Below are 16,324 nucleotides of genomic sequence, written 5' to 3' on the forward strand. Positions count from 1 at the left end.
TATGACTTTTCTAAAATGGATTTTCAGCCTAATAATCGTAATTTTTTTAATTGTAGCAGCTTTAAAAATGAGTGGACTATTTATAAATTCCATACTATTTATAATCTTGATGGTATTTATAATTGATGTATTATTTATACGAAATAGATATTTATAAAATATTTTTTACTTTAATATCCTAAATTAAAAGTTTTAGTGACATTATACATCAATATTCTCTATTAATTCCCCATATTATTGTTTTTCTCTAAATTACAATATGTACTTGCCATATTTCTAGTGATATAATTTATTTTGTATATGGGGGGATTATTATCTATGTATAATATTAAAGAAAGAAACTTTACCTATAATATGCAATATATTCTCAGTAGGTTTTTAAATCTGCTTTACAAATATTACTTTGTTATTATAGGTGCTTTTTTCATGAAAAAAGGGATACATCTTTGCTTTTACCCGTCTATCAGTAACGCTGCCAAGATATATATGTTTGTACTGGCATTTATAAGTTTCTCTGCGTATAAAGATATGAGAAATGATGTAAAATTACTTCCTTTTTTATTACTATCAATACCATTTTTCCTATTTGTAATCTATTTAAATAAGTATGGATATGCAATATGGGGAAAAATGTTAAGCTGGCAGATATCACGCAGTATAGTAATAAACTTAAACCCACTATTCAGTACAATACCCTTCAATAACGGAAGTTTTGCAAGAATATATACATCTCAAACTTTAACTTGGTTTTTCAGGATTGTATATAATAACGGGTTTGTACTTCCTGTCTTGCTTGCAATATATAGATCTGCAATTACACGTGATTTCAAAAAGATGGTAAGATATATTATGTCTGCACATGTTTTACAAGTATTCCTGATTACACCTTTCTACTTTATTTTTCACCTTCAGGAAGTATGGTATGTACTCCACGAGTCAGATGGACTTGCAAGAAACCTAAATGCAAATGCCGCTGCCGGTGTGACTTTAAACTGTTTTCCATCAATGCATACTTCTATAGCTTTTGCTATGTTTCTACTGGCTTTAAGAGAAAAGGACAAGCTTTTTAGGATATTTATGTCATTTTTCTGCATGAGCATAATATTTTCCACTTTATATTTACGAATTCATTGGGTACTGGATGTAATTGCTGGAATACTATTGGCATATGCAACTGTAAAATTGGTAGATTTTTTGCTCGCAAAACTACAGCCTCATATACAGAAATATCTAAATCAATGGTATTATAAACATGATAAAGTATCTTTGTAATTATTATTTAAATACAATAAATTAAAATCTATAATAAAAAGATAGGTTGAAATATTATAGACCTATCTTTCTAATAATGATTACTCAGACTTACCTATATCCGAAAGTACTAAGCCTTTATTGTGTTCAATCGCCCAGCTTATAGACCATTCATTTTGAAATATTAAAAGATCCCGATCTTTTAAATCCTTGACCTTTTTAGTATCACTTGTAAGTACAAGTTCATCTATCTTTACATTCGAACTCTCTATCCACCTTATGGTCCTGTACGGAAGATTCTCCATTTTTATGTCCACGTTGTATTCATTTTTCATTCTATACTCCAGAACTTCAAATTGTAGTACTCCAACTACTCCCACAATTATCTGCTCAATACCTATATTCAACTCCTTGAATACCTGAATTGCACCTTCTTCTGATATTTCAGTTATACCTTTTATAAATTGCTTTCTCTTCATAGTATCCACTGTCCTTACCCTTGAAAAATGTTCTGGTGCAAATACAGGTATACCCTCAAACTTGAATTTCTTTTGAGATAGACATAGAGTATCACCTATATTAAAAATTCCAGGATCAAATACTCCTATTATATCACCTGCATAGGCTTCTTCCACGATCTCTCTATTTTGTGCTAAAAACTGCTGTGGCTGTGCAAGTTTTACTTTAGTTTTACCCTGCACATGGAAAACTTCTATACCTTTTTTAAATTTTCCAGAACATATTCTCATAAATGCAATTCTGTCCCTATGTGATGGATTCATATTTGCCTGTATTTTAAATACAAATGCAGAAAAAGGTTCTTTAAGTACATCTACTTCACCTTTATCTGATAACCTTGATGTAGGTGGTGTAGTAAGTTTTAAAAATTCTTTTAAAAAAGGTTCTACACCAAAGTTTGTAAGAGCACTTCCAAAAAATACAGGAGTAAGCTGTCCCTCTCTTAATTTATCTATATCAAACTGATCTCCCGCTATATCCAAAAGTTCTATATCCTCTTTAAGTTTTGAATGAAGTACCTCACCAATGAGATCCTTAAATACACTATCATCTACGTTTCCTTCCACAGATTCAACTGCAGTCTGGCCATGATTTCCACCATTAAAAGTCTCTATTACATTTCTATTTCTATCAAAAACTCCTTTAAATTGAGAACCAGATCCTATAGGCCAATTTATTGGATATGATTTTATTCCAAGTTCATTTTCTATATCTTCCATGAGCTCAAAGGGATCTTTGCTTTCTCTATCCATCTTATTTATAAATGTAAAAATGGGGATTCCCCTCAAGCTGCATACATTAAATAACTTTTTAGTCTGCTCTTCAACTCCTTTGGCCGCATCTATTACCATAACAGCACTATCCGCTGCCATTAAAGTTCTATACGTATCTTCACTGAAATCTTGATGCCCAGGTGTATCAAGTATGTTTATACAATAATTATTATAATTAAATTGCATAACTGATGATGTGACAGAAATTCCTCTCTTTTTTTCTATATCCATCCAGTCTGAAACTGCATGTTTAGAGGTTTTTCTGGCTTTAACAGAACCTGCAAGTCTTATAGCTCCCCCATAAAGCAGCAATTTTTCTGTCAACGTTGTCTTACCTGCATCTGGATGAGATATTATTGCAAAAGTTCTTCTTCTCTCTATTTCATTTTTTAAATCTGCCACAAGTTTCCCTCTTCTCTTCTTTTTTATTCTCATCAATGATTTTAACTTTATTATATAATGATGTCAACTTAACTATTTATAGTTAATAACCATATAAAATGATATAATTAATAATAAATCACATCTTACATGGAGGATAATATGTACAAATTAGTTGCAATTGATATGGATGGTACTTTATTGAAAAACGATAAAACCATATCATCGGAAAATATGGATGCCATAAAAAGAGCAGTTGAACACAATGTAAAAATAATTCCTGCTACTGGAAGACCTACAAAAGGCATAAAGAAGTATTTAGAACAATTAAATTTAATTTCGAATTCTAATTATACTGTTGCATTCAATGGTGCACTAGTAGAAAATACCAAATCCCACAACGTAATATATGAAAAATTATTATTACTGAATGATATCAAGTACATATATGAACTTGGGAAAAAAATAAATATAAATATACAAATTTCATTAAAAGAATTGAATATAACACCTTTTTCAAATGAATATAGTAGAAAAGATGCTCTGTTAAATGAAATAGGACTTAAAATAGAGAATTTTAGCAAGCTTTCCTCAGACAACCATATATTCAAAGTCATGTTCATGGATGATGAAACAGTACTATCCAAAGGGATAGCCAAGCTTCCAGAGGAAATATACCATAAATATACTGTACTTAGAAGTGAGCCATACTATCTTGAATTTATGAATAAAACTACAAACAAGTGGTATGGTGTAGAGACAGCTGCCCAAAAACTTGGAATAAGAAAAGATGAAATAATATGTATAGGGGACTCGGGAAATGACATACACATGATAAAAAACGCAGGTCTTGGTGTAGCTATGGGAAATGCCTCAGACAAAATCAAAAATATTTCAGACTATGTTACAAAGACAAACGAGGAAAACGGGGTTGCCCATGTAATAAATAAATTTATATTGAAATAATTTAGAATAACCCTTTATGGTTTTTTTCTTACGCAATTACAATTGCACTAAGCGCCATATTTGGGCATTTCAGTGATATGTTGGCCAGACTTAAAGAAAATTATCCTAAAGCACTGCAAGCATACAATGTAAAAATCAAAGATATTTTTACTGGTTATGGAAATGAGCATGAATTTGGTTTTTTTGCAAATTTATGCTCATTGAAAAGTTATCGTAGAATAAATCCTATTTTTTTCTGCATTTTTCTAAGAACTTTGTTGGACACATAATAAGCTTTTTCAGCACCTTTTTTATAGATTTCTTCAAGATGGTGTTTGTCATTAACATATTCATTTACCTTATCCTGAATTGGCTTCAATTCTCCTATTATGGCTTTGGCCACATCATTTTTGAATTCAGCATAACCAGAATTTTCATATTTTTTCTCTATCGCTTCAGCCGTAGTTCCTTGTATTGCTATCAATATGTTCATAAGGTTCTTTATTCCAGGCTGTTCATCCGTATATCTTATCTTTCCTATGCTGTCAGTTACACATCTGTTTATTTTTTTCCTTATAACATCGGGCGGGTCCATTATAAGTATGTAGCTGTTTGGATTATCCGATGATTTTGACATCTTCTTTTCAGGTTCCTGAAGATCCATAATCTTGGCTCCGCTTTCAGGTATATAACCTTCTGGAAGTGTGAATGTCGGACTATATAAATTATTGAATCTTTGTGCTACATCACGAGCAAGTTCTATATGCTGGGTCTGATCCTTGCCGACAGGCACAAGATCAGCATTATAAAGCAGTATATCTGCTGCCATCAATACAGGGTAATTTAGGAGTCCAGCACTTATAGGTTCATCGGAATCACTGTACTTTTTGGATTTATTCTTGTATTGCGTCATTCTGCTCAATTCACCAATATAAGTAAAACAATTTAAAAGCCATGCTGCCTCTGAATGAGTTGGAACATGGGATTGAATAAATATGGTGTTTCTTTCGGGATCTATACCTGCTGCAAGGTATATTGCCAGAACTTCCAGAGTCCTTCTTCTCAAATCCTTGGGCTCCTGCCTTACCGTTATAGCATGTAAATCTACCACACAAAAATAACAATCATATTTGTCTTGAAGTTTTACCCAATTCTTCAATGCCCCCAGATAATTTCCTATAGTCAGATTCCCTGACGGTTGAATACCACTGAATATAACTTTTCTCTTCTCTTCCATATTCTAATATCTGATTTATGATATAAATCAAAAATCAGATTTCACCTACCTTTCTATCATATCTAGTGATAAAAGCCTTTCAACCCTTACACTAGCTTGATTTTTACTTTGAATACATATCTCTGCAGAGGAAGACTATACCTCCGAGTATAGCTTACCTCTTAATATTGCTAATTGTTCTTTAAGTTTCTTATTTTCATTTTTTAACTCGCTAATTTTTTTATCTTTAGCCATAATAATAATATCTTTAGACTTATTTGTTTTATCTGTTTTAGCTCTTTGATTAATCTCTTTGCTTACTTCTTGTTTTCTTAATAACTCTATTCTTTTCTTAACTTCTTCATTGTTATATAGGAATGCTTTAGAGACTCCACTTGCTGTCATAACACTATTAAAGTTAATTCTCTCACTCTTTAAAGATAACTCTCTTATCGCCTTATCTACTTTTTCTAATGCTATTTTAGTCTTTTCTTGTGCATATAGTTTTAAAGCTTCAGTGTTTTTCTCCATGACTAGCTTTCCTCCCTAGAGTTACCATTCTTAATGTTGTTAAGGATGTATGCCTAAACATATGTGGTGTCACATGAATACCTGTTTTCTTTTCCAAAGTTCTAAATAGATTATCTACGTCCACATAATTCATAGGCTTATTTTTATTTTCACCTATAAGCTTTATGAACACATGATTTGTTTTTACTTCTTCAGTATGATATTCAGCTATATATTCCATAAACATATTAGCCAAATTTTGTGATATATCTATCCTACGGGGACTTGATACTGTTTTTATCTCAGCATTATTTTCAAGCTCCCCTCTATCTTTTAGATCTATAGTAAGTTCACTAACATCAAAATCTTCTACCCATAACGACAAGGCTTCGCCTATTCTTATTCCTGTTTCCCATAAGAGCATTAATAAAAATTGGTCTCTGTAATTAGTACAGGTTCTTATCAGCATACTTATTTGGTCTTTAGAAAGTGTTTTAGGTTTACTTCTAGACACTTTTAATTTAAGAATATTACTAGTAATTTTCTTCTTCTCATAGGCTATTCCATATAAGAATCCTTTGAAGTTTCTGCTAGGTACTGTTACAAATTTTTTAAGTCTTTCTGATACATTATTGCTATACTCTTCGTACCTTAAAATATAATCATAGAACTGTAATACTGTATTAACTATGATGTTTATTGTTCTAGGACTTCTAGCACTTTCTTTAGGTGTCATTGGTGTTACTTTAAGGCTTTGATAGGGATTCTGTAACCAATTCACAAACAATGATAAATCATCTATAGTTACTTGTTGAAAGTCTAACCCTCTCTGTTCTAAATACTCGAAATATAACTTTAGGTGCTGGCAATAAGCCTTTAATGTATTTCTAGCAAAATTAGTATTATCCTTAAATCTTATAAACTTTAATATTGGGTCTACAGCTTCCCCTTTATTATCCTCTACATAATATCTTTCTTTTCCATCTTCTCTTAGTACTTTTACTACCTCCATATACAATCATCTCCTGTATATAGAGTGTGTAAATACTATTTAAACTATACATACCATAACTAACTTTACTGTCTTTATAGTTCCTCTCTTAAAGAAAAATACTGTTTAGATTACTATAAATACTATCTAATTTAAATCACTAGATTATCATTTGCTGTTATCTATATGTAAAAAATCATTAAACTTAAAATTTACAAACAAAAAAACCTATGACTGTAGATCATAGGGCGTATTACCACTGTGCCACCTAAGTTTAAAAGAAAATTCATTCTTTCCTCATTAGATAAAAATATCTGTTCTATTTCCTCAAAAAATCCATTCAGCTTAAACATAATTGTTGTAATCGCACCCTATACAACTCTCTAAAAATCTGTTTTTAAACCTACTTCATTTTCATCATCAGAAAATATGTAATTATATATACATTCTACTATAACTATATGTAAATTTCTACAATATATCAAAAATTTTTTTAGATTTAAAGTCGAAGTTTGCTCCAACCTTAAATCTAAAAAGTCACTTTATCTATCTAAAATTATTTGCTCTTCCAGAGTCCATGAAGATTGCAATATTCTCTTGCAAATTTCACTTCTTCATCCAATTTGAATTCGGCCTGTGGTTTATCATCAGGAGTTAAATATTTTCTATAGATTTTATTGGTATTAGTATGAATTTCTATCCACTGTATATAATGATCTTTTGTCATAGGATGCTCAACTGATCCAACCTTTACTAATACCCCGTCAGCTGTTTTTTCAATTACTGGAACATGTTTTTCCAATGCAGCATCTACTGTATTTTCCTCCAATAAAGTCATTTGTTTACCGCAACAGACTAAAGTACCTCCTCCAGCATTCAACACTTCAACTATATTCCCACATAACTCACATTTATAGACTTGCTTAACTTCTATCATTTATTAAACCCTCCTTAATTTATATTACATTTTTCGTACATTTATAGAGTTCTACATAATTACAAAAAATCCTCCTATTAGATCTAAATTCTATATATTTTTACAATTACTTTATGGATTCCCTCATTCAAAAATGGTATTATATTATTTTCCAATCTATTGCCATCCAACCATATTCCTGTACTAGAATCTTTCTGTACTTCAATATTGTACAGACATTTCCCTCTCCTGTATTTCATATTGTATCCACTCCATGTCACAGGTATACAAGGCTCTATTGTAAAGCCTTTCTGTCCTTTGAACTTAACTCCTAGAATACTTTCAATACCAGCCTTATACATCCATCCTGCTGCACCTGTATACCAGCTCCATCCTCCTCTGCCTTCATTATTTTTGGATGCATATATATCAGCTGCAATAACATAAGGCTCCAATTTATATGTCCTACAGTTCAGATAGGACTTACTGTGATTTATAGGATTCAACATACTAAATATTTCATAAGCTTTATTATTATAACCCATTTCAGCAAAGGCAATTATAGCCCATATGGCACCATGAGTATATTGTCCTCCATTTTCTCTTATACCTGGTAAGTATCCTTTGATATATCCAGGCTCCAAATTAGATTTATTGAATGCAGGTGTTAAAAGAAGAACCATTCCCTTATCTCTTTTTACTAAATTTCTATCCAGAGCCTCAAGAGCTTCTCTTGCTCTAGATTCTTTTGCAGCCTTTGAGATTACCGACCATGCCTGAGCTATACAGTCTATTCTACATTCATCATTTTCTATAGATCCAAGTGGAGTTCCATCATCAAAATAGGCCCTTCTATACCAGCTTCCATCCCAGGAATTTTTCTCCAGGTTATCTCTTATGAATTCTTTCATTTTTGCATAATCCTCTGAATTCACTTTGTCATTCATATAGTTGCATATTGGTATAAATTTATCCAATATATTATACAGAAACCATCCAAGCCATACACTTTCTCCACGTCCTTCATTTCCAACTGTACTCATACCGTCATTCCAGTCACCGGAACCCATCAGTGGAATATTATGGTCACCAAATTTTAACGCCCTTTTTATAGCTCTAATACAATGATCATATATTGTTCCCTTAATCTCAGAGGCCTTTGATATACTATATCTTTCATCTTCATCTTCTTTCAATTCATCATCTTGAAGATATGTGGTCTCCTCACTTAAGATACTGTAATCTCCCGTATTTTCAATATAATCTGATACAACATATGGGAGCCAGAGCAGATCATCTGAAAATCTGGTTCTTATACCACTTTCTACTATAGGATGCCACCAGTGCTGAACATCACCCTCCAGATATTGCCTTGTAGAACTGTATATTATGTGCTGTCTCGTTATATCTGGATTTAAATATCCGATTGCCATTACATCCTGGAGTTGATCTCTGAAGCCATATGCACCTCCTGACTGATAAAAAGCACTTCTAGCCCAGTACCTGCAGCCTAATGCCTGATACATAAGCCACCCATTTAGCATGATATCCATGGATTTATCAGGAGTATCAATCTGTATGGTTCCTAAAAATTCATTCCAAAAATTTTTGCACCTATCAAGTTCATATCTTGATTTTTCAACATTATTGTACTTTCTTATAACCCTTTTTATATCCTCATGATCTTTTCCCTGTCCAAATAACACGAGTAAATATTTTTCTGTACCAGGCTCTAAAGTTACATCAACACTCTCTGCAAAACATGGATCAAATCCTGCTCCTACAGTATTTGAAAATCTATTTTTATAGAGTCCTTCAGGATTTTTAATACTGCTTCCCCGTCCTATGAATTCAGCTCTATCTCCCGTATATGAAACTTTTTCACCGCCCACTATACTTAGATAGCATATATTTTTCCCAAAGTATTCATTATAGGGATTTCTTGCATAAATATAGCAGTCTTCATTATTTACTCCAGTAAATAAATACTGTGCTGTTTGCTCATGAGTAACTCCTAGAACCAATTTTGCATAGTAGGTTACAGAAAGTCTTCTTATACATTGGCTGTTATTTCTTAATTTTATGCTGCACAGCTTCAAACTTTCATCCATATCTACAAACATAGTCATTTCGCCAGATATGTCATCTACTGTATGCTTAAATACTGAATATCCAAAGTCATGTTCAATTATATATTCTCCCGAGTCCCTTACAGGTTTAGGTGATATGCTCCATATTCTTCCACTCTCTTTATCCTTTAAATACAAGGCTTCAGACTCGCCATCCACTACTGAATCATTTGTCCATGATGTTAATTTGTTCTCTCTGCTGTTCTCATTCCACGTATATCCCATTCCTGCTTCTGAAACATGAAATCCAAAATGCTTATTTGAAATAACATTTATCCATGGCGCAGGAGTATTATTGTAGTCTTTCAGTATAATTATATAAGACCTACCATCTTTAGAAAAGCCACCCAATTCATTGAAATACTGTAACTCTGCGCTGTCAATTCCATAGGTAAAGCTATTATTTTCATCATGATTGATTCCATTATGCTGAACATGTTTATCATTTGAATTAGTATCTATTCCCAGTTGTTCAATTATATCTCCATCTTTACTGTCAATCACCAGTTTTGCTATGGCTTTCAATAAATTTATATCTTCACTTTTCATATTCTCTGAATTATAAATAAATACTCCTCCAGATTGGCCCTGCTTATTTCTTAAGTTGCTTGAATCTACAAGTTCTCTTATTTGATTTTGAAAAGATTGTAAATAAGAATTATCCTCCAAATTAAGAACTACCAAATCCGTCTTTAATCCCTTTATACCAAAATATTCATGTGCATTTAAAATTTGTCTCACAAGTGAGATATCTTTTTCCCCTCTTATTATAAGAAATACTATAGGCAAATCTCCTGAAATGCCATAAGCCCAGAGAGTAGATTGATATTTTTGCATATTAACGATATAGCCGCTTCTTTTCTTCATATTTTCATTTATAAATAATATTCTAGATGCCATTTTCTGATATATATTTATTCTCGATGCCTTTAATCCGAGATATTTCATCTGCATATATGCCGCATTAGTTGACATTTGAAATTCTCTATCCACATTATCCATATTTCTATATTTTCGGGCAAATTCTACTACCTTTTCCCTTGAATTAGAAACGGCTGTAGCATACGCTACTTTACAGGTTTTCCCTGATTCTATCTTTACCCTCACCCTCAAGCTTATTATAGGATCGATTACCCCGCCTGTAGTTCCTGTAAGGCTTGCATCATTATCCATAGCTCTTGGATTTTGCATATCCCTATTTCTCCCTATAAAATTCTCTCTGCTAGTTTCATATTGTATAGTTCCCACCTGTGTACCGTCTACTGAAATAGTCTGTACTAACCAATTTTTATCTGCATTCTTTATCCTCGGTCTTCTACTTGCAATAAGGCAGGATGGATCTTCCAAAAATTCAGTCTGTATGAACAAATTGCTAAATATGGGATGTACTAGATCTGCAGCATATGGTGTAAGAGTAACTTCCATATAACTTGTAACTTCGACTTCCCTTGTATGATTGCTGTTATTTGTTATAGATATTTTTCTGATTTCTGCATTATCCTCCTGTGATACTGTTATCTCTGTGTAGGTCTTTATATTTCCATCTTTTCTCTCAAATTCCACTTTATCTTCAGAAAATATAACTTTATAATTTTCTCCTTCATATTTACATGGCTCATATGCTGCACTCCAGTAATCATTTGAGTTTATATTTTTAATATAAAAAAACATACCTGTATCATCTTCAGTGCAGTCCTCTCTCCATCTATATATCATCATATCGCCTTTTTTACTATATCCACTTCCACTATTTGTTATCATTACAGAATAATTTTCATTTGATATTATATTTGTCTCTGGATATGAAGTGTCTGCACCAGTATATTTTCTTTGTGGCATAATAATTCTATATTCTTTTGATGGATTCACATGTCTATTTTTTTCATTTTTATTATATACTACAGAATTCGGGACCTTCTCCTGGAGCAATAACTCTACTGATTTCACACGGGGTACACTGTGAAATCTATTTTGCAGTATATTATCCTTCAAAACATTATCAATAGACATAAAGCTCATTCCCTGATGATGTACCATAAAACACTGAACAATTTTATTTTTATTATAATCCATGGATTCATAAAATCCATATTTACCTTTAGCTCCATCGCTGATTAACTTCTTTATGTTCTCTATTGCCCCACCTTTATCAATTTGTAAGGCCATTACCGATGCATAAGGAGCAATTACGATTTCATTTGCAGCATTTCTATCAAGAGCTACACCAGGAACTCCTATAGCTTTATACTGATATGTAGAATCTGCATCAAAATTGTAATATGCACATTCTGATATTCCCCAGGGAATATCATTTTTTTTGCCATAGGCTTTCTGTACATTAACTATAGCCTTGTAAGTTTCAAAAAGAAGTGTATTGGGAAAATTCTTCATTATAATAAGTGGCATGAGATACTCAAACATAGTTCCGGACCATGATACAAGAAGTTTTTCCCTGTACACAAGTGCCATTGACCTCCCAAGTTTAAACCAATGATTTTGATCTATTTGTCCTTTGGCTATAGCCGCAAAACTTGCTTGCCTTGCCTCTGAGGCAAGAAGATCATAATAACTTTTATCTTGACAATTTTTATCAACATTATATCCTATAGAAAAAAGCTCTCTTTTGACATTATACAATATCCTAAAATCATGAGAGCTATCCATACTTCTCAGCCTATTCAATATATTCTCAAGTCCAGATATCAAACTATTTATATTTTGGATACTTGAATTTAAACATTCTTTAATTTCCGAGCAAAAAATACATTCTCCAACATTTGTGTCAATATATTGAATTAAGGATGTAATATTATCCGGTACATTTTTAATCGGAATATCATATATAATTTTATTTAACTTTTCAACAATGTAATATGATATATGGGTATTATCCTCTAAAGTACTGTACAATTTGCTGTCTATCCATGGCACATATTTATTTATAAAATTAATAAAATCTTCTGCCATATTTTTAACTTTCCTACTCCAGTAGAGGTTATCAACTTTTATTAAAATTTTATCCGACTTTTCCCTTAAATTTTTTAGAAAAAATTTTATCATATGTATATCAACTTTATCTTTAGTTATTTGTTCTATATTTTCTGAATAAACATCTTTAACATTATATATACTCTCAATTTCATCATCTGCTAACTTTAATGTATCTTTTAATCCATATACAAAATCTTTATTTAAAATAGGTGCTTTCAAATATTGATATATTGATTCCTCTACAAGCCATATATAACATACAAGATTCCCACTATCTACAGTAGATATATACTTGCTAAGCGGTTTTTTAGCTTTTATATCATACCAGTTATAAAAATGTCCTTTATATCTATCCAGAATTTCCATACTTGAAATTGTTCTTTCCATTCTGACATAGAATTTGTCTAGTGTAATATATCCCAAGTCATAAGCCACTGCATTTGAAGTTATTCCCATAGCCATATTCGTAGGAGAAGTCCTGTAGGCAAGGCCTTTATATGGACATTCCTGATAATTATCTGGTGCAAGCCAATTGGTATCTTCTGTAACAAAATCCTCAAAGTAAGCCCACGTTCTCCTTGCAATTTCTCTAAGCATGCGGTTTTCATAGTATTTCAAGTTGCTTTCTGTTGATTTTTTATCCAAACTTATTCTATAAGCAATATAAGGCGATAAAAACCAAACTATGCAGGATGGTAACAACAAAATACCTGCAATTTTAGAATTTTGGAATGCCAATATACATATTGCGACCCCAATAACACTTCCCATATACATCGTTTTTACATAGTTCATAGGTGATTTACCTGATTTAATCTCTGCATCTTCCGCAGTTTGCCATTGAAGCATATGTATTTTACTTATAAACATTCTATATAACGTTCTTATTACAGCATCCATCATCAAATAGGCCTTATAGGGTAAAAATATGAATATAAGTAAAAATTGTTCCAGTGCTCTTTTAAAACTATCAATTCTTCCTGAAAGACTTATTCCTTTTGACGGCAAGACTACAGAATCTGATACATTAAAAAATACCGGACATATAAGTGTTACCAGGGATATAACAAGGCCTTTCTCTGGATTTTTAAAGGAAAGAAGCGACCAAAAAATAAGTGCTATTATAAAAGGTGTAACTAAACTTCTTCTCAAGTTGTCAAATATCTTCCATCTAGATAATCTATTTAGGTCATTTTTCTTAAATATCCACGGTAAAAGTTGCCAGTCCCCCCTAACCCATCTATGAATTCTTTTAGAACTTGAATTGTAATAAGCAGGATATCCATCTATGAATTCTACATCTGTAACAAGGGCTGTTCTTACATATGAACCTTCAAGAAGATCATGGCTTAGTATTGAATTTTCCGGTATCTTATCTTTTAGCATACTTATAAAGGTATCAACATTATAAATTCCTTTACCCGTAAATATGCCTTCATCAAAAAGATCTTCATATACATCCGATACTGCGTTTGTATACATATCTATGCCTGTTTCCCCTGAAAAAATACTTGAATAGAGGGTCTTGTTGGCACTAAGTGTTCCTACACTCACTCTAGGCTGCATGAGACCGTGTCCTCTTGTCACTTTGCCATTTTGTATGTGTGGTATATTCAATATATGTTCCATAGCTCCTATAAGAATTTTTGCAGTATCCTTCGGTAATTGAGTATCTGCATCTAAAGTGATAACATATTTTACTTTATACAAATTTTTTATATTACCACTTATAACATTATAGCTAGTTGAATTACACCCTCTTATTAAATAGTTAAATTCCATAAGCTTTCCACGTTTTCTCTCCCAACCCATCCATTTTCTCTCTCTTTTGTTGTATTTTCTGTACCTGGACAAAAAATAAAACTTATCTTTCCCATTTTTAGAATATTTTTCATTAAGTTTTCTCATCATTTCAAGTGCAATATTCACCATAAATTTATCATTTTTATCTACTTTAGAATCGCTATCACAAAAATCTCCCAATAATATAAAATACAAATTATCTTCCTCATTTGAAAGATAATAAACTTCCATTTCATCTATAAGACTCTTAATTCTGGATACATCATTGAAAATTGCTGGTATGACCACTGCAGTGCTAAACTCTTCCTGTATTCCATTTTTCAATTCCAACTTTGGTATAAATCTAGGATGGGTCAGTCTGTTTATACTCCAATTAAAAATAGATATGAATATTTCGCTTGCAGGTATCAACATCAAAAAAAATGTTATTATGTATCTCCATACTGTATTGTAGCTTTCAGAATATATATCATCATAACTTACAACCATACTAATCAATATAGTTACAGCAATTATACTAAAAATATATAAATTTTCAGTTAACCTTATATTATGCCTTGAGCCAAAGCTCCAGTGTCCTTTTCCTGCTTTTTCCTTGGCAATATGCTTCATAACACAGCTTATTCCCTCATCAATTATATAATATCCTACGTGTGACTTATATTTTTCATCATCCATAGCATCTTCAGCACACTTCAAAGCTTTTTTAGCTATAAACACTTCAGGTACACCTATTTTCTTTGATAACCTTTCTATCTGGTGTCTGTAATAATCCCTAGATTTAAAATCCATGTTTTCATATACTCCTGCAGGATCTTTCCTAAGCACCTGCTCAACATAGCTAAATCTTTCAAAATTCTTATTCCAATTGAATGATGAAATTTTTCTTATACTAGTAAATGAATTACTAATAGATATCTGGAAATTGCTCTGTTTTTGATGATCAATATTTATCATCATGTCAAAAGTTTTATCCTGTCTGGCTAGTTCTTCATCTATCCACTTATATACGCTGGAATTTTCAACAAAGTTATCTCTTAAAATCTTAATGAATCTTTCAGTAAAAGAAGGTGTAAAATCTATCTTTTTCTTCCTTAGCTTTTCAATTTTTTCTCCGGATAGAACAGATTCAAGATGAGAATCATCCCTATTGTATAAATTTATTATTTTGTCTGCCAATATTTCTGCTCTGTCCTTTTCTTCCTGCTCATAAACCATATCTACCACTATTTTACTTATATTTTGAATTAAAGCTATTCTAAGCATTATAGGAAATGCCCATAGCTCACCACTTGTCAATATGGTATTTTCCTGATAAGCATTTATAAAAGTATCTATATTTTCTTCATTTATATTTCCATAAGTTCTGGAAAGCATTTCTACTGCAATATAGTATATTCTCGGATATCCCTTCATAAATCCTCTGTTTATTATAGGTAAACTTCTATAATATTCATCGGGCATATTATCTTTTATATCCTTGTATTCTCTCTGAATAAGATATAAATTATCAAGAAGCCATCTTGCACAAGGTATAACTTCCCTACTGCTATCAACTTCCGATATCAAGAAATTATAACTTTCAACTATTTTATTGTAAAACACATTTAAATTTTTTATTAGCTTTCTCCTACAACTTTTTACCATAACTTCTGAAGAAACAGATGATATTTTATGTGCATGCCTTTTTAATTCCTCTTTATTCTCATCTTCCAAATTTATATCTTCCAGTACATTTTCCGGCTTGTATTTCAGTTTATCAAATATTATATACAATGATAATAAAATCAGTACAATGCCCATTAAAATAATAATGTAAAGCATAAAAAAATTCATCCTTTCTTGTGAAGAATAGTTTAGCTTTGATTATTGTTCCCAATAAATCATAAAATATTAATT

At 31.6% G+C, this 16,324-nt stretch carries 8 protein-coding genes; 2 read left to right on the top strand and 6 right to left on the bottom strand.

All coding sequences use genetic code 11. The features are described 5' to 3' along the window. Positions 1 to 318: 318 nt before the first annotated feature. On the top strand, positions 319 to 1,272 hold the full coding sequence (locus tag ACSVC9_RS12360; RefSeq protein WP_446897772.1) for a phosphatase PAP2 family protein: 954 nt from the start codon (positions 319 to 321) through the stop codon (positions 1,270 to 1,272). Positions 1,273 to 1,352: 80 nt separating this feature from the next. Here ACSVC9_RS12360 and ACSVC9_RS12365 read toward each other — a convergent pair whose 3' ends face one another. After that, positions 1,353 to 2,945, bottom strand: a complete 1,593-nt coding sequence (locus ACSVC9_RS12365; protein WP_446899854.1) for a peptide chain release factor 3 — start codon at positions 2,943 to 2,945, stop codon at positions 1,353 to 1,355. Between the two features lie 141 nt (positions 2,946 to 3,086). On the opposite strand from ACSVC9_RS12365, the gene ACSVC9_RS12370 reads away from it, so the two are divergent. Beyond that, the gene (locus tag ACSVC9_RS12370; protein ID WP_446897773.1) at positions 3,087 to 3,890 is read left to right on the top strand and encodes a Cof-type HAD-IIB family hydrolase; all 804 of its coding nucleotides are present in this window, start codon (positions 3,087 to 3,089) and stop codon (positions 3,888 to 3,890) included. Positions 3,891 to 4,098: 208 nt separating this feature from the next. On the opposite strand, the gene trpS is transcribed toward ACSVC9_RS12370, so the two are convergent. The 5 genes from trpS to ACSVC9_RS12395 form a co-directional block, all read right to left on the bottom strand. Further along, on the bottom strand, positions 4,099 to 5,106 hold the full coding sequence (gene trpS, locus ACSVC9_RS12375) for a tryptophan--tRNA ligase (protein WP_446897774.1): 1,008 nt from the start codon (positions 5,104 to 5,106) through the stop codon (positions 4,099 to 4,101). A gap of 135 nt (positions 5,107 to 5,241) precedes the next feature. Further along, entirely contained in the window at positions 5,242 to 5,616 is a 375-nt protein-coding gene (locus ACSVC9_RS12380; protein WP_446897775.1) for a DUF6262 family protein, read from the bottom strand. Next, entirely contained in the window at positions 5,600 to 6,607 is a 1,008-nt protein-coding gene (locus ACSVC9_RS12385) for a tyrosine-type recombinase/integrase (protein WP_446897776.1), read from the bottom strand. Before ACSVC9_RS12385 ends, ACSVC9_RS12380 begins: the two co-directional genes overlap by 17 nt. Positions 6,608 to 7,142: 535 nt before the next feature. Further along, positions 7,143 to 7,523 carry a desulfoferrodoxin gene (locus ACSVC9_RS12390; RefSeq protein ID WP_446897777.1) on the bottom strand — a complete coding sequence of 127 codons (381 nt, stop codon included), beginning with the start codon at positions 7,521 to 7,523 and terminating at the stop codon, positions 7,143 to 7,145. 83 nt (positions 7,524 to 7,606) lie between these two features. Beyond that, positions 7,607 to 16,249, bottom strand: a complete 8,643-nt coding sequence (locus ACSVC9_RS12395) for a GH36-type glycosyl hydrolase domain-containing protein (RefSeq protein WP_446897778.1) — start codon at positions 16,247 to 16,249, stop codon at positions 7,607 to 7,609. Positions 16,250 to 16,324 lie beyond the last annotated feature (75 nt).

The organism is Clostridium sp. LBM24168 (assembly GCF_052953915.1).

Bases quoted from the DNA above. Each gene is read 5' to 3' on its own strand.
- ACSVC9_RS12360 (WP_446897772.1), top strand. From the start codon at position 319: ATGTATAATATTAAAGAAAGAAACTTTACCTATAATATGCAATATATT.
- ACSVC9_RS12370 (WP_446897773.1), top strand. From the start codon at position 3,087: ATGTACAAATTAGTTGCAATTGATATGGATGGTACTTTATTGAAAAAC.
- trpS (WP_446897774.1), bottom strand. From the start codon at position 5,106: ATGGAAGAGAAGAGAAAAGTTATATTCAGTGGTATTCAACCGTCAGGG.
- ACSVC9_RS12380 (WP_446897775.1), bottom strand. From the start codon at position 5,616: ATGGAGAAAAACACTGAAGCTTTAAAACTATATGCACAAGAAAAGACT.
- ACSVC9_RS12385 (WP_446897776.1), bottom strand. From the start codon at position 6,607: ATGGAGGTAGTAAAAGTACTAAGAGAAGATGGAAAAGAAAGATATTAT.
- ACSVC9_RS12390 (WP_446897777.1), bottom strand. From the start codon at position 7,523: ATGATAGAAGTTAAGCAAGTCTATAAATGTGAGTTATGTGGGAATATA.
- ACSVC9_RS12395 (WP_446897778.1), bottom strand. From the start codon at position 16,249: ATGCTTTACATTATTATTTTAATGGGCATTGTACTGATTTTATTATCA.